This is a genomic window from Sphingobium lignivorans (assembly GCF_014203955.1).
Lineage (GTDB): Bacteria > Pseudomonadota > Alphaproteobacteria > Sphingomonadales > Sphingomonadaceae > Sphingobium > Sphingobium lignivorans.
On sequence record NZ_JACHKA010000001.1, the window covers coordinates 1 to 15,176 of the forward strand.

Annotated in this window: 15 protein-coding genes; 8 read left to right on the top strand and 7 right to left on the bottom strand. The window is 68.4% G+C overall.

What is annotated here, in order from left to right:
* A partial coding sequence (locus tag HNP60_RS00005; RefSeq protein ID WP_184156769.1) for a cupin domain-containing protein occupies positions 1-401 on the bottom strand: 401 nt, incomplete at its 3' end.
* A 131-nt stretch (positions 402-532) separates the two neighbouring features.
* Here HNP60_RS00005 and dapE point away from each other — a divergent pair.
* Entirely contained in the window at positions 533-1,681 is a 1,149-nt protein-coding gene (dapE, locus tag HNP60_RS00010) for a succinyl-diaminopimelate desuccinylase (RefSeq protein WP_184148636.1), read from the top strand.
* On the opposite strand, the gene HNP60_RS00015 is transcribed toward dapE, so the two are convergent.
* From HNP60_RS00015 to HNP60_RS00025, 3 genes are read right to left on the bottom strand one after another with little or no spacing between them, the layout of a single operon-like run.
* Positions 1,659-2,213: a Smr/MutS family protein gene (locus HNP60_RS00015; protein ID WP_184148639.1), complete on the bottom strand. Its 555-nt coding sequence runs from the start codon at positions 2,211-2,213 to the stop codon at positions 1,659-1,661. The two genes, dapE and HNP60_RS00015, sit on opposite strands and share 23 nt — an antisense overlap.
* On the bottom strand, positions 2,188-3,483 hold the full coding sequence (gene mltA / locus HNP60_RS00020; protein ID WP_184148642.1) for a murein transglycosylase A: 1,296 nt from the start codon (positions 3,481-3,483) through the stop codon (positions 2,188-2,190). The genes HNP60_RS00015 and mltA overlap by 26 nt, the downstream gene beginning before the upstream one ends.
* Positions 3,484-3,507: 24 nt before the next feature.
* On the bottom strand, positions 3,508-4,161 hold the full coding sequence (locus tag HNP60_RS00025; RefSeq protein WP_338056675.1) for a Tim44/TimA family putative adaptor protein: 654 nt from the start codon (positions 4,159-4,161) through the stop codon (positions 3,508-3,510).
* A gap of 347 nt (positions 4,162-4,508) precedes the next feature.
* Here HNP60_RS00025 and secB point away from each other — a divergent pair, with 347 nt between their 5' ends.
* The 4 genes from secB (at position 4,509) to HNP60_RS00045 (ending at position 8,520) form a co-directional block, all read left to right on the top strand.
* The gene (secB, locus tag HNP60_RS00030) at positions 4,509-4,994 is read left to right on the top strand and encodes a protein-export chaperone SecB (protein WP_184148648.1); all 486 of its coding nucleotides are present in this window, start codon (positions 4,509-4,511) and stop codon (positions 4,992-4,994) included.
* 35 nt (positions 4,995-5,029) lie between these two features.
* The gene (gene murJ, locus HNP60_RS00035) at positions 5,030-6,613 is read left to right on the top strand and encodes a murein biosynthesis integral membrane protein MurJ (RefSeq protein ID WP_184148651.1); all 1,584 of its coding nucleotides are present in this window, start codon (positions 5,030-5,032) and stop codon (positions 6,611-6,613) included.
* A 27-nt stretch (positions 6,614-6,640) separates the two neighbouring features.
* The gene (gene trpS / locus HNP60_RS00040) at positions 6,641-7,645 is read left to right on the top strand and encodes a tryptophan--tRNA ligase (protein ID WP_184148654.1); all 1,005 of its coding nucleotides are present in this window, start codon (positions 6,641-6,643) and stop codon (positions 7,643-7,645) included.
* A gap of 221 nt (positions 7,646-7,866) precedes the next feature.
* Positions 7,867-8,520 carry a DUF4136 domain-containing protein gene (locus HNP60_RS00045; protein WP_184051866.1) on the top strand — a complete coding sequence of 218 codons (654 nt, stop codon included), beginning with the start codon at positions 7,867-7,869 and terminating at the stop codon, positions 8,518-8,520.
* Positions 8,521-8,616: 96 nt separating this feature from the next.
* Here the strand turns inward: HNP60_RS00045 and HNP60_RS00050 are convergent, their stop codons facing one another.
* From HNP60_RS00050 to tsaD, 3 genes are all read right to left on the bottom strand, one after another.
* Positions 8,617-10,137: a lipopolysaccharide biosynthesis protein gene (locus tag HNP60_RS00050; RefSeq protein WP_184148657.1), complete on the bottom strand. Its 1,521-nt coding sequence runs from the start codon at positions 10,135-10,137 to the stop codon at positions 8,617-8,619.
* An 85-nt stretch (positions 10,138-10,222) separates the two neighbouring features.
* Complete coding sequence (locus tag HNP60_RS00055) at positions 10,223-11,209, bottom strand: NAD(P)H-dependent glycerol-3-phosphate dehydrogenase (RefSeq protein WP_184148660.1); 987 nt, start codon at positions 11,207-11,209, stop codon at positions 10,223-10,225.
* Entirely contained in the window at positions 11,206-12,240 is a 1,035-nt protein-coding gene (gene tsaD, locus HNP60_RS00060; protein WP_184148663.1) for a tRNA (adenosine(37)-N6)-threonylcarbamoyltransferase complex transferase subunit TsaD, read from the bottom strand. Before tsaD ends, HNP60_RS00055 begins: the two co-directional genes overlap by 4 nt.
* Before the next feature lie 330 nt (positions 12,241-12,570).
* Between tsaD and hemC the strand changes: the two genes are divergently transcribed.
* From hemC to HNP60_RS00075, 3 genes are read left to right on the top strand one after another with little or no spacing between them, the layout of a single operon-like run.
* Positions 12,571-13,512, top strand: a complete 942-nt coding sequence (hemC, locus tag HNP60_RS00065; RefSeq protein ID WP_184148666.1) for a hydroxymethylbilane synthase — start codon at positions 12,571-12,573, stop codon at positions 13,510-13,512.
* The gene (locus HNP60_RS00070) at positions 13,509-14,192 is read left to right on the top strand and encodes a uroporphyrinogen-III synthase (RefSeq protein WP_184148669.1); all 684 of its coding nucleotides are present in this window, start codon (positions 13,509-13,511) and stop codon (positions 14,190-14,192) included. The genes hemC and HNP60_RS00070 overlap by 4 nt, the downstream gene beginning before the upstream one ends.
* A 17-nt stretch (positions 14,193-14,209) precedes the next feature.
* Positions 14,210-15,166, top strand: coding sequence for a hypothetical protein (locus tag HNP60_RS00075; RefSeq protein ID WP_184148672.1), 957 nt, complete (start codon positions 14,210-14,212; stop codon positions 15,164-15,166).
* Positions 15,167-15,176 lie beyond the last annotated feature (10 nt).

The following is a 15,176-nucleotide window of genomic DNA, read 5'->3' on the forward strand; positions in this document are numbered from 1 at the left end:
ATCATGTCGATGTCCGAATAGCCGCCGCCCGTATCGCGATCGCCGGCGCTGAAGCACAGGAACGTGCAGCGTTCCGTGCTGCGATTGACGAGATGATGGCCATTGGCGACACCCGCTGCCCAGGCCACGCAATCGCCGGGCCGCAGCACCGTCTCGCCCTCGTCCTCGATCAGCACGGCTTCGCCATCGAGCATCACGAGAAACTCGTCTTCCCCTTCGTGCCAGTGCCGCTGCGAGGACCATGCACCGGGTTCCAGGACCACATGGCTGACGCCCAGCGCGGTGAGGCCGGCATGGCGGCCGAGCCGCCTGTGCCAGCGGCCCTGCACGGCCGCGTCGAACGGCGCGGGATAGCCGGTGCTGTTGGCCTGCGGCACGGTGTCGATGTCGATGCGGGGCATGGTGCGTCCTTCAAGCGTTTTGCGCATCCTGCCAGCGCCGGGGACGCCGGACAAGCGACCACGATTCCCCACTCCCCTCTTCTCCCGGCCCTCTCTTCCCATGCGAACCGGCTTTGGCTAACGCGGGGGCAATGACACCCGCTCTCACCGATCCCGCCGCGCTGGCCGAAAAGCTGATCGCCTGTCCGTCCGTCACACCCGCGACTGGCGCGGTGTTCGACTGCCTCGAGGCAATGCTGCGGCCGCTGGGCTTCACGGTCGAGCGCTTCGTCGATGGCGACGAGGCGGAAGGCGGGCCGGTCGAGAATCTGCTGGCCCTGCGCCGATCCGGTGACGGGCCGCATTTCGCCTTCGCCGGTCATCTCGACGTGGTGCCGCCCGGCGAGGGCTGGACAAGCGACGCCTTCCTGCCCGAGCGGCGTGGCGAGCTGCTCTACGGGCGCGGCGCGGTGGACATGAAAGGCGCCATCGCCGCTTTCGTCGCCGCCGTGGCGCGCACGCCGGACGCTGGCGGCACGATCAGCCTGCTCATCACCGGCGACGAGGAAGGCGACGCCGTCCATGGCACCCGCGCACTCATGCGCCACATGGCCGCGCGGGCCGTGGTGCCGGAACTTTGTCTCGTCGGGGAGCCGACCAGCGTCCAGCGGCTGGGCGATACGATCAAGATCGGACGGCGCGGATCGGTCAACATGTGGATCACCGTGCCCGGCGTGCAGGGCCATGTCGCTTATCCGCATCTGGCCGACAATCCGATCCCGCGCCTGATCCGCGTCCTGTCGGCGATCGAGGCGATCGAGCTGGACGGGGGCACGGACTGGTTCCAGCCCAGCAACATCGAGATTACCGATCTGCATGTCGGCAATCCCGCCACGAATGTCATCCCCGCCCGGGCGGCTGCGCGCCTCTCCATCCGCTTCAATGATCTGCATCGCGGCGAGGCACTGGTGTCGCGGATCGCGGCGCTGGTCGAGGCAGAGGGCGGCACATTGCAGGCGAAGATCAGCGGCGAGGCATTCCTGACCCCGCCCGGCGCGCTCTCCACGCTGGTGAGCGACGCCATCACGGCCGAAACCGGCCTTGTCCCGGAGCTGTCCACCAGTGGCGGCACGTCCGACGCCCGCTTTCTCTCTGCACTGTGCCCGGTCGTCGAGTTCGGCCTCCTCAACGCGACGATGCACAAGCTGGACGAAGCGGTGGCCCTGCCGGACCTTGAAGGCCTCACCCGCATCTACATGCGCGTGCTCGCTGCCGCGCTCAGCCCGGCCGCCGCAGGATGACGTAAAGCGCGCCATCTCCGCCATGGCGGGGATGAGCCGCGCGGACGCTGGCGATGCGGTGCGCATGGGGACTGCGCGCCAGCCAGTCCCCGATTTCCGCCCGGATGGCGCCCCGGCGCCGCGTCTCGCCCGGTTCCGGTGCCGGGCGCGGCTTGCCCGTCACCACCAGCAGGACGCGCCAGCCCTGGCTCACCGCATCGCCCAATGCCCGGTCGAGGCGGACATGGGCCGCCGCCAGATTGTGCCCGTGCAGATCGATGCTGTGATCAGGCACGAGCCTTCCCGATCGGATGCGCCGCTCCCAGCTCGTGTCGAGCACGGGCACCGGCGCGGGGCGCGGCGGCGCCTTGGGCGGCTTTGCTGGTGTCGCCGGCGGCACGACGCTGGCCTTGGCAGCGGGGCCTTCGGCGGGAACGGGCGACATGGCTGCGGCATCATGCGCCCGGGCCGGGCTCCGGCGCAGCGGTGTCACCGTGCGGGCGAGCTTCTGCCAGAGCGCTCGTTCCTCAGGGGATAGGCGGCGGCGTGACATCTTGTCGGCTGCGCAGGCGCTGGTAAGTGCCGACGGGCAACAGCAGCAGCGCGCTGCCCCGTGCCGACATGCCGCCCGCGACGGCGCGCGCCCGCTCGCCCGCGCCCCAGAAGGTGTCGAAGCGATTGGCGCCCTTGATCGCGCCGCCGGTATCCTGAGCGATCCACAGGCCGCTGGCTTCCGCACGGTCCAGCGAGAGCAGCACCGGCGCCCCGAGCGGCACGAAGGTCGGGTCAGCCGCGACGCTCGCTCCCGGCGTCACCGGCAGGCCGAGCGCGCCGAGCGGCCCCGGCCCGGTCAGCTCGCGGAAGAAGATATAGCTCTTGTTCTCGTTCATGATCGCGCGCCCCTCGACGGGGTTGGCGCGCAGCCAGGCCATGATGTCCTGCATCGAGCCGGCCTGGATTAGCCCGCGATCCTTCATCAGCTTGCCGATGCCGGTATAGTCGCGGCCATTCTGCCCGTCATAGCCGACCCGCATCACGCCGCCGTCGGGCAGGCGCAGGCGGCCGCTGCCCTGGATCTCCAGAAAGAACAGCTCGATCGGATCATTGGCATAGGCGATTTCGAGGCCGCGTCCCGCCAGTGCGCCGCCGGTGATCGCTGCCCGGTCGTCATAGGGGACGAAGTTGGTGCCATCGACCTTGCCCCGGATGCGCCGGCCTTTCAGAGTGTCGCTGAACAGGCCCAGATCCACATCGATGAGGTCCTGGGGCCGCCGGTAGAGCGGCGTGTCGCAGCCCGCCATCCGCTGGCGGCAGCCGGTGATCTCGGGCTCGTAATAGCCGGTGGCGAAGGCCTTGCCGTCGCCGATCTGCACGGCTTCGAAATAGCGGCGGAAGAATTCGCGCGCATTGGCCTCGCTGAAGCTGGCGACTGCCGCGCAGGCCTGCTGCCAGTCGGAGGCGGATGTCAGGCCGCTCTGGTCCCGCCGTCTGGTGAGCGAGGGGCAGGAAATGCGAAAGGCGCGGAAGGCGAGGCGCAGGCGCTCCGTATCGGGCGGCAGCAGCGTCTCGATGTCCGGCGCCAGGGTCATCCCGGCAGCGACCGCCGGGCCGATCGCGGTCTCGCCCGGGGTCGGCAAAGGCGTCGGCGCGGGAGGGAGCGTGGGGCGTGGCTGGGCAGGCTGGGGCCGGACGCCCGGTTCAGGCGTAGCCCCCGGCGTCCCGGGCGGGATCATCCGCCCGCAGGCGGCGAGCGCAAGGCAGGCGGCCAGCAGCGCGAGCCACCGGCCAGGCCGGGCCGGGCGGGATTGAACGGAAGCAGGCATGAGGCAGCGCCGCATCCCTGGCCGTCAACCTTCGTCCGTCTCCGTCAATTGCCAGTTGGGGTCGCGGCTGCGCAGATCGCGGCTGAAGGTCCAGGTCTCGATCGTGGAAACGGCGTCGTCCAGCGAGCCGGCGACGACGGCGCCGCTGCTGTCGCGCGTCACGGCAGACAGGTCAGCCTCGAAATGAACCGCAACATGGGCGACGCCATCGTCCACGCGCGCGTCGACGATATTGGCCGTATCGATGCGCACCAGCTTGTTGTCCAGCGTCAGGCCGGCCGATTCGCGCTCGGTGATCGCGGCATCGAAGGCGGCATAGACGTCGGCATCGCACAAGCTCTTGAGCGTCTCGCGATCGCCTTTCCAGAATGCCTCGAGGATCATGCCATAGGCCGCGCGCGCGCCGGAGAGGAACTGCGCGACATCGAAGCTGCGATCGGCGGCGATCAGGGCGCGCAGTCCCGCCTGCGCCGGCACGGCGACGGCGCTTTCGGCAGCGCGCTGGGCGGGCGTGCGCCCGTCCTGCTGCTCACCGGCGGGCATGCGGGCGCCTGCCGGCCGATCATCCGCAGGCGCGGGGATCTGTTGCTGTTCATGGCCTGTCCGCCGCCCAAGCACGGAAAACAGCCGCAAGGCCAGCAGCGCAAAGATCATGGCCAGGACGACAATGACGGTCACGAGAACGAAACCCTTCCAAACAATCCGGAACCCACCAGACATAGGCGTCTTTGCGGCAAATTCAAACCTGCAACGTCCCGGGTAGCGTTCAGGTTACCCAGAGGCGGCAAAAAAAGCATCAACAATCTGGACTGGGCTCCGCGCCCGGCGGGCCGGGCCGCAGTGTCATGCGGGGACGTGGCCGGCGCGTGCGGGAGATTGCCCTGCCCCGGCCCGCCTGCTAAGCGGCCCGCCGACTGGGACGGCCGGGCGAGGACAAAGCCGGAACGCCACCCCCGCGACTTTTCAGCTATGGGTAGCGGCATGGTGGCCGGTGGCCCGGCAACAGCCTGAAGGACAGGAACGACATGACCGACGAAACCACTGCAAACGGCGCGGACAATCAGCCGCAGATCGGCCTCATCGCACAATATGTGAAGGATCTTTCCTTCGAGAATCCGAATTCGCCGGCGGTTTATCAGTGGCAGGAGCAGCCGCAGATCGACGTGAATTTCAACATCAGCAACAACAAGGTTGCCGATGACGTGTTCGAGGTCGCGCTCAAGGTGTCGGCCACCGCCGCGGGCGAAGCCGGCACGGCCTTTGCCGTTGAGCTGGTCTTCGCCGGCCTGTTCGGCATGCGCAACGTGCCGGACGAGCAGATGCGCCCCTTCCTCTATGCCGAGGCGCCGCGCCTGCTGTTCCCCTTCGCGCGCCGCATCCTCGCCGATGCCGTGCAGGATGGCGGCTTCCCGCCGCTGCTGCTCGATCCCATCGATTTCGGGGCGCTTTACATGCAGCAGCAGGCGCAGATGGCTGCCGGCGGCGAAGGCATGCCGATCGGCAACGCCTGACCACCTGCTGCTGAAGCAACGGGCGCCATGACCCGATGAGCCTGCTCCGCGCGACGGGAACCATCGGCGCCCTGACGCTCGTCAGCCGCGTGCTCGGCATGGTGCGCGACATGCTGATGGCGCGCTATGTCGGCGCGGGCTTCGCGTCCGACGCCTTTCTGATCGCCTGGCGCCTGCCCAACCTGTTCCGCGCCCTGTTTGCCGAGGGCGCCTTTTCCGCCGCCTTCGTGCCGATGTTCAATCGCATCATCGCGCAGGAAGGCGGGGAAGAGAGCGAGGCCGGGCGCCGGGCCGCGATCGCCTTTGCGGGGCAAGTGCTTTCCGTCCTGTTTCCCATGCTGGTCGTGCTCACCATCATCATGATGCTGGCGGCCGGCCCGGTTGTATGGGCGATGACCGGTGGATTTCCGGACGGCGGGCCGGAGAAGTTCGCGCTGGCCCGGCATCTCACCATCATCACATTCCCCTATCTGGGCCTCGTGTCGCTCGCCTCGCTGCTCGGCGGGATCCTCAACAGCTTTGATCGCTTCTGGGTGAACGCGGCCGCCCCCGCGCTGCTCAACATCTGCATGATCGTGGCGATCCTGTTCTTTCGTGGCGATACGGAAGTCGAGACGGCCATGACCCAGGCCATTGCGGTCACCGTCTCCGGAGCACTGCAACTGCTCTGGCTGATCTGGTCGTGCCGCAGGATCGGCGTCGTGCTGCGGCTCACTTTGCCGCGCCTGTCGCCACGGGTGAAGGCGCTGCTCGCCATCATCGGCCCCGCCGCCATCGGCCAGGGCGCCATCCAGTTCAATCTGCTCGTGTCCACGTCGCTTGCCGCGCGTTTCCTGCCGCAGGGCTCGGTGAGCTGGATCTATTATGCGGACCGGCTGAACCAGCTTCCACTGGGCCTTATCGGCATCGGCGTCGGCACGGCCATTCTTCCGATGCTCTCGCGCCAGATCGGCTCGGGCGACGGCAAGGCCGCGAACGACACGCAGAACCGCGCGCTGGAGCTGGCCCTGTTCCTGGCGCTGCCCGCTGCCGTCGCTTTGCTCGTCTCTGCCGTGCCGCTCATTCGCGGCGTGTTCCAGCATGGCGCGTTCACGGCGGAGGATACGCTGGGTTGCGCTGCGGTGCTCGCCGCCTTCGCCCCCGGTGTGCCGGCCTATGTGCTCATCAAGGTGCTTACCCCGGGTTTCTATGCGCGGGGCAACACCCGCACGCCGGTGCGCATCGCCTTCATGGCCATGCTCGTGAATCTCGTCGGCAATCTTGCGCTTATCTGGCCGCTGGGCGCCACCGGCATCGCGCTGTCGACGGCGGTCTCCGCCTGGGTGAACGTTGCCCTGCTCTACGCAGCGCTGCGGCGCGAGGACCATCTGACTCTCGACGCGCGTTTCCGGGCCAAGGCCCTGCGCATTCTCGCCGCAGGCCTGCTGATGGGCGGTGCCTTGCTGGCCGGCAATCGCGTACTCGATGCGTCCATGGCCGGCCCCTTCTGGGAGCGGATCGCGGCGCTGGCGCTGCTCTGCGGCGGGGGGGCGATCGTCTACGGGCTGGCGTCCATCGGCCTTGGCGCCTATCGCATTGCCGAACTCAAGGCGCAGTTGCGCCGCTCACCGAGACTTTGAGACCAATAGCAGAAAGCGGATCGATCCATGCGCGTGCTCTCCGGCATCCAGCCGACCGGCAATCTCCACCTCGGCAATTATCTCGGCGCGATCCGCAACTGGGTCGCCATGCAGGACAGCATGAGCGGTGATTCGCGCTGCTTTTTCTTCCTCGCGGACATGCACTCCATCACCGTGCACGAGACGCGCGAGCAGCGCCTCGCCAATGTGCGGGACATGACGGCCGCGCTGGTGGCTTGCGGCATCGATCCCGATCGCTCCGTGCTGTTCAATCAGGCCCGCGTGCCGGCCCATGCCGAGCTGTGCTGGCTGCTGTGCGGCACGGCGCGGATCGGCTGGCTCAACCGCATGACCCAGTTCAAGGACAAGGCAGGCAAGAACCGCGAAGGCGCGAGCGTGGGCCTGTATGTCTATCCGGTGCTGCAGGCGGCCGACGTGCTGCTCTACCAGGCGACGCATGTGCCTGTCGGGGAGGACCAGAAGCAGCATCTCGAGCTGACCCGCGACGTGGCGACCAAGTTCAATACCGATTTCGGCGTGGAGCTGTTCACGCTGCCCGATCCGATCATCCCGAAGGAAACTGCGCGCATCATGAGCTTGCGGGACGGCTCGGCGAAGATGTCCAAGTCCGATCCCAGCGACATGAGCCGGATCAATCTCACCGACGACAATGACATGATCGCCCAGAAAGTGCGCAAGGCGAAGACCGATCCGGAGCCGCTCCCCTCGGAAGTCGCCGGGCTGGCCGGCCGGCCGGAAGCGCTCAATCTCGTGGGAATCTACGCCACCATGATCGGCGCGACGCCCGACGCGGTCTGCGCGCAGTTTGCCGGGCAGGGCTTCGGCGCGTTCAAGCCTGCGCTGGCGGACCTGCTGATCGAGAAGCTGGCGCCGATCCGGCAGCGTTATACCGCGCTCAGGGCGGATCATGACGCGCTCGACGCCATTCTGGCCAGCGGTGCGGAGAAGGCATCGGCCGCGGCGGAGCCCACGCTGCGCGGCGCTTATGAAGCCATGGGCCTGATGCGCTGACCATCCGATCGAAAGTATTTTCGGGCCCGGGCCGGAACGCCGGCCGGATTGTCCGCCTGATCGCGCGCCGGGGCCTGCGGGTATCGGGGGCGGCGTTTCCAACGGCCCTCCGCTGCAACCGGAAAATCATTCGCGCATTCAAGTGGAGTTCATTTGCACCAAGGCAATCTGCTCCCTACTTCGTCTACAGGGCATCGGACGCCCGAGAAACGGACAAGATCATGACTTTCAAGCGCACTCTCCTGATCGCCGCGGCCTCTGCGCTGGCGCTGGGCGGCCTTTCGGCCTGCTCGACATCCTTCAAGGCAGACGTGGCGCGATTCCAGCAGCTTCCGCCTGCACAGGGCCAGAGCTTCACTGTCCAGCCGGCCGACCAGCGGCTCGCCGGCAGCCTGGAGTTCCAGCATTATGCCGATCTCGTCGCGCAGAGACTGACCGACCAGGGCTATACGCGCGCCACGGATCCCGCCGCGGCGCAGCTCGTGGTCCAGCTCGATTATGATGTCGACCGGGGCACCCAGCGCATCCGTTCGACCGGCTTCGGGCGCGATCCCTTCTTCTATGACCCGTTCTTCTATCCGGGCTATTATCGCGGCTGGCGCGGGCGCTACATGATGGGCTGGAATGATCCCTTCCTCTGGGGCCCCGGCTACAACGACATCGAGAGCTATCTTGTCTACCAGAGCCGGCTCAACATGCGGATCAACCGCGCGGCCGATGGCGAGCCGCTTTTCGAAGGCACGGCGCGCGCGCAATCGGTGAGCAACAAGCTCACTTATCTCGTGCCCAATCTGATCGACGCGCTGTTCACCGGCTTCCCCGGCCGGAACGGCGAGGAAATCAAGGTAACCGTGGCTCCCGAACCCCGCAAATAAGGACGGCGCGGGCTCGCCCGGCCGTCCACTTCGCCAGTCCGACGATGCGGCAACGCTGTCCGCGCCGGACGATCCGGCGCCGGGGGAATGCGCCGGTCAGGCGTTCGCCGGTCCCTGCAATCCCTTCTTGCGGAACAAGGTGCGATCAGGATCCTTGAAGGCGAGCCGCCAGACCAGCAGGCTGTAGACGCCCAGCATTGCCGGAATACCGATCACCAGTTCGACCCACTCGAAGCGCGCGGGCAGCAAAGTGAGGCTCATGCCGGCAATGGCGACGACGAGCCCGCAGATCACGAGACTGGCGCGCCAGATGCGGACCCGCTCATGCAGCAGGCGCCCCAGCAGCCAGGATTTGGCAAGCGCGCCGCAGGCCAGCGCCAGGGCCAGCGCCAGCGCCGGCATCGCGGCGATGTAGAGGTCCGGCAGGGCAAGGCGTCTTGCGGCCAGGATCAGGAGGACGGTCAGTCCGGCCTGCAAGGCGATGGCGAGCACCGAGATGGTGAGGTTGCGCATGCGGGCGAGATAGACCAGCGCCGCTTCGCTCACGACTGCGGGTGCGGCCAGCACCTCGGCCGCCAGCAGGCAGGCGAGCGCAATGGCGCCGCCCACGAAAGTCGGGCCCACCAGCCCCATCACTGCTTCGCCGGGAATGCCCAGGGCCAGTGCCACGCCCAGCTGCGCCGCGACGATCCAGAATCCCACCTGACTGACCTGCCGGGCAATCGCCGCATGATTACCGAGCCGGATGTTGCGCGTGATCACCGGGCCCAGAATCGGCTCGAAGCTCGTCTTGAGCTTCTGCGGCAGCGACGCGACCTGCTGCGCCACATAATAGATGCCCACGACATAGGGCGTCGCGAAAAGGCCGAGAATCGCCAGATCGAGCCTGCGGCTCCCCCATTCTATGGCATCGGCCGCGGCCAGCGGCAGGTTGCGGATCGCGATATGCCAGAGCCGTCCCGGGTGCGGCCGCCACTCGCGCGGCAGACCATAATGGCGCAGCAGTGGCCAGAGCGATGTCGCGAAGGCCGCGAGCATCGCGAGGACATAGGCAAGGATCAGTCCGTCCCGGGCCGAGTAGAAATAGAAGCCCAGCGCCGCGATGCTGATCGTCCAGGGCTCCACGATGGACCGGGCCCGGACGGATGCCGCGATGTTGAACTGATAGGCGCAGCCCGCCAGCGCGATGTCGGTCATCGCGATGGCGATCACGATGAGCGGCAGCAGCCGGTCCAGCCCGTTCAGGCCGCTGTTGGGGAACATCGCTTCCGGAAAGATCAGGAGCAGCCCCGCCGTCGCGCAGCTGCCGATGAAGCACAGCAGGAGCGCGTCCGCGACCACATGCGACTGGGGCCGCGCATCCTTCGCCAGTTGCTCGGCAAGCCCGCGCTTGAGGCCAAAGGTCGCAAGCTGCGCGGCGAACTCGATGACGAGCACGGCATAAGCGAAGCGGCCCAGCACGGAGGCGCCGTAGAGCCGGCCGGCAATGAACAGGAACGGCACGCGCGCCGCGAGGCGCAGCACGAAGCCGAACACATTGGCCCGCCCGCCCTTGGCGAGCGCTGCGATGTCGTCCCCCTCGGTCCGTTCGACCGGATCCCCCGCCTTCTGGCTCATGAAGGGCGCTCCCCGGCGCCATCCGCAGACGCGCGCATGGCCTTCATAGGGGGAACTGGACGCTGACGCAAAGTCTCCGCCCCCCTTATTCGGCGCGCAGGGGACGGGAGAGAAGCGTGCGGATGGCATCGTCCACGTCGAGCGTGCCGGCGATCAGGGCGCAAACCGCTGCCGTGATTGGCATGTCGATGCCGCGAAGCCGGGCGGCCTCGAGCAGCACGGGTGCCGTGAACGCCCCTTCTGCCACCGTGCGACGATCCACCAGCAGGTCACTGGCCTTGCGTCCCTCGCCCAGTTCCTTGCCGAGCGTATAGTTCCGCGAGCTCGTCGAGGAGCAGGTGAGCACGAGATCGCCCAGGCCGGAAAGCCCCGCAAGCGTCTCCAGTCGCGCGCCACAGGCGAGCCCGAAGCGCGTCATTTCCGCAAAACCACGGGCAATCAGCGCGGCGCGGGCATTCTGTCCGAGCGCCGCTCCCTCCACCACGCCACAGGCGATGGCGAGCACATTCTTGACCGCGCCGCCGATCTCGGCCCCCGCTACATCGTCCGTCACATAGGGGCGGAACGCCGGCTGGGCGATCCACTCCGCCAGCGTCCGGGCCAGCGCTTCGTCTTCCGCGGCGAGCGTGACGGCCGTCGGCAGGCCCGCCGCAACCTCATGCGCGAAGGTCGGGCCGGACAGCACGGCTACGGGGGAGCCGGGCATGGCCTCGCGCGCGACCTCGTGCATGAACTTGCGCGAATGCGCCTCGATACCCTTGGCGCACAGGAGGAGCGGCTGCCCCTGCGGTGCGAAGCCGGAGAGGATCATGCGCATATGCTGGGCGGGCGTCACCACCAGCAGCGCCGCCGCACCGTGCAGCGCGGCAGGATCGTCCGTCGCCCGGACGAGCGCCGACAGGGGACGGCCCGGCAGATAGACCGGATTTTCATGCAACGCGTTGATCGACTCCACGACCGAGCGGTTGCGTGCCCAGAGCGTGACCGGACGGCCGCCCGCCGCCAGCACCTGCGCGAGCGCCGTGCCCCAGGCCCCGCCGCCGATCACCCCGATGGGTGCTTCCATGCTCATGCTTTCACTCCGGCCCCGCGCACGGCTTCCGCCGCCGGATCCAGCGGCCAGCGGGGGCGGGCGGGGAAAGACAACGGATCGTTCGCACCCTGGGCGAACCGTTCGGCGCCCGCCCATGCGATCATCGCGGCATTGTCGGTACAGAGCCAGAGGGGCGGCGCCACGAAGGGCAGGCCATGGGCTTGCGCCAGCTGCTCCAGGCCGCTGCGCACGGCCCGGTTCGCCGCCACGCCGCCGGCCACGACCAGCGCGGTGGGCGCATCCGCGACGGCCAGCGCGCGCCGGGTCCGGTCCACGAGGCAGTCGACGACAGCCTTCTGGAAACTCGCGGCAATGTCCGCATCGCGCCATTGCCCGCTCTGCACTGCGCGCATCACGGCGCTCTTGAGCCCGGCGAAGGAGAAATGCGGCTCGGCCGTGCCCACCAGCGGGCGCGGGAGCGGGACGGCCGCGGCATCGCCCTCCGCAGCGAGCGCTTCCACTTTCGGCCCCCCCGGCATGCCGAGCCCGAGCAGCTTGGCGGTCTTGTCGAAAGCTTCTCCCGCGGCATCGTCGATGGTCGTCGCGCGCCGGCGATAATCGCCCGCGCCGCGCACTTCGAGAAGCTGGCAATGCCCACCCGAAACGAGAAGGAGGAGATAGGGAAAGCGCAAGGCGGGGTCGGCAAGGCGGGGGGAAAGAGCATGGCCTTCCAGATGATTGACCGCGATCAGGGGCTTGCCGGCGGCGTGGGCAAGCGCCTTTCCGGTCACCAGCCCCACCATGACGCCGCCGATGAGGCCGGGTCCGGCCGTGGCCGCGATGGCGTCGACATCGGCGAGGCTCATCCTGGCATCAGCCAGCGCCGCCTCGACAAGCGGGATCAGTGCCTCGACATGCGCGCGCGCCGCGATTTCCGGCACCACGCCGCCATAAGGACGGTGCGCGGCTTCCTGCCCCGCAAGGCGGTGGGCGATGATCGTCCTGTCGTCGGCCACCAGCGCCGCCGCCGTCTCGTCGCAGCTCGATTCCAGGCCAAGGATGATGGGCATGTATTTTCCTGTAGAGCCCCGAACGGCGAGAGCAACCCACACGGTCTGAATTGAACGGTTGCGTGTCCCGGAACCAACATGGGTGCTGGGTGCGCGCATGTCCATCGGGCGGACGGCGGGGCCATCACGCACGGCATCGAAAAGCGGTTCCCCCCGTTCCGGCGAATGGTCTAGGGCTGATCGACGTTCAGATGATGGTGTAGCGAAAATGGTGGTTTTTCGGGACCCGGCGCGCAGCGTACTTCAGGTACGTGAGCACCGGAAGCCCGGGAAAGCGCCATTTGCAGGCCGCTAGCGCTGAATGGCGATTAGCCCTAGAGGGTCGCAGCTATGACCAGCCTCTTCCCCGATCCCGACCGGCCCTTCCGCCTTGGCACGCGCGGCTCGCCCCTTGCGCTCGCCCAGGCGGAGCTGACCATCGCGGCCCTGATCGCCGCGCATGGCTGGCCGCGCGAGGCGATCCGCATCGTGCCTGTCTCCACCAGCGGCGACCGCATTCAGGACAGGCCGCTCGCCGAGCTTGGCGGCAAGGCGCTGTGGACGAAGGAGCTCGATCGCGCCTTGCTGGCAGGCGAGATCGATTGCGCCGTGCACTCGATGAAGGATGTGGAGACGATCCGGCCGGAGACCATTGCCATCGCCGCCATGCTGCCGCGGGCAGCCACGCAGGATCGCCTCATCGGCGCCTCGTCCATCGCGGCGATTCCTGAGGGCGCGGTGATCGGCACGAGCTCGCCACGCCGGGCGGCGCAGATGAAGGCGCTGCGGCCGGATCTCCGCACGAGCCTGCTGCGCGGCAATGTGGCGACGCGCCTTGCCCGGGTGGACAGTGGCGACATCGATGCCACGCTGCTTGCCGCGGCGGGGCTGGACCGGCTCGGCCTTGGCGACGTGGGCACGACGATTCCGCCGGAAACGCTCCTGCCGGCTGTGGCGCAAGGCGCGGTCGGCATTGAATGCCGCGCGGACGATGCCGTGGCCCGCGCCCTCCTTCAGGCGATCGGCGATGCGGCCACCGAGGCCTGCGTGCGTGCCGAGCGGGCGCTGCTGCTGGCGCTCGGCGGAAGCTGCCACAGCCCCATCGCGGCACTCGCGCAACTCGAGGGCGGAGGGATCCGCCTGCGTGCGCAGATCCTGAGCGAGGATGGATCCGAACAGGTGAGCCGCGAGGCAATGCTGCCGCCCGACGCTCCGGAAGCCGGTGCCATGGCGCTGGGCAAAGAACTGCTCGACGAAGCCAGCCCCGCGCTGCGGGCGCTCTTCCATCCATGAAGCGCCCGCTCGTGCTGTTGCGCCCGCAGCCGGGCAACGATGCCTCGGCCGAACGCGCGCGGGCGCTTGGCATGGACGTCATACAGATCCCTCTGTTCGAGATTGTGCCCACGCCCGCCACCGCGTTGCCGGACGGGCCTTTCGATGCGCTGCTGGTCACGAGCATCAATGGCGCGCGTCACGGGGACGCCGTGCTGCGCCAGTTCCCGCACCTGCCCGTCTTCACCGTCGGTGACGCAAGCGCGCAGGCCGTGCGGGATGCGGGCGGGCAGATCGTCATCACCGGCCAGGGCGATGCCGCCTCGACAATCCCTCTCATCCGGGAGGCGGGGCATGGCCGGGTTCTGCATCTGTGCGGGGAGCATGTCCGGCCGTTCGATGCCATGGGCATCGATGTCGTTCGCCATGTCGTCTATTGCAGCGAGGCGCGCGACATGCGCCCCTTCGCGAAGCTGCTCGCGACGCTGCCGCCCAGCGTGATGGCTGTGCATTCGCCGCGCGCGGGGCGGCGGCTCAATGCCCTGATGCCGCCGTCCTGTCGCAACCATCTTCTGCTCGCCATCAGCGAGGCGGCGGCGAAGGACAGCGGGGCGGGCTGGCGACGGGTCCATGTCAGCCCGGCTCCGGACGATACGGCCTTGCTGCGCCTCGCAACCTCGCTATGTATGGGCGCTTCTTGAGCGATCTGGCAGGACGCATGGCAAGCAATCCACCGGACGGCAGCGACAACATCCCGAGCGCAGAGCCGCCGAAACCTGGCCGGACCCGGCTGGTCATCGCGCTGACGCTGCTGGCGTTCGTCGGCGGACTGGCGGCCATGGCCTGGGTGATGGTGCATTGGGGTGGCGGTCTCGGCTTCGGTGACGAGGCGAGCGGACCGCCCGCTGCTGCCGCGCCGGGCGCCGCGCAGACCGGCGTTGCACCCAGCGACCCGGCGATCGACATCACGGCCGCCATGCGCGCCATCCGGTCCCCGCGCGAAGTGCTCACGGCGGATCAGCAAAGCGCGCGCGTCCTGGATCTGGAGCAGCGGCTGGCACGAATCACGATCGCGGCTCAGGCTGCCTCCGGTTATGCAAATCGGGCCGAAGCAATGATGGTCGCCTTTGCGGCCCGACGCGCGCTCGATGCGGGCAAGCCTTTGGGCTATGTGGAGGGCCAGTTGCGGCTGCTCTTCGGGGATGCCCAGCCCCGAGCTGTGGCGACGATCGTCAATGCCGCCGAGGAGCCGGTCACGCTGCCGGCATTGCGGGCCGGCCTCGAGGCGATCGGGGGCGCTGTCGAACGCGGCAGTCCCGGCGAGAGCTGGTGGGCGGTCACGATGCGTGAGCTCCGCGGGCTCGCCGTCATCCGTCATGCGGAAGACCCGTCCCCGCAGCCCCGTCAGCGGATCGAGAGGGCCCGCCTCAATGTCGAATCCGGTCAGATGGAAGCCGCGATCATGGAAATCGAGGCGCTGCCCCCTCAGCCGGAAATGGCGCGATGGCTGGAACAGGCGCGCCGCTACAATGAGGCGCATCGCGCCCTCGATGTGATCGAGGCCGCTGCCATTCTCGAGCCACGCGCTGCACCCATGGTCGCGCCGACCTCGCAACCGCCGGCCCAGACGCCCGCGCCTTCCGCCACACCGGCGCCGACGCAGTCCCCGGGCTGATCGGGCAGCA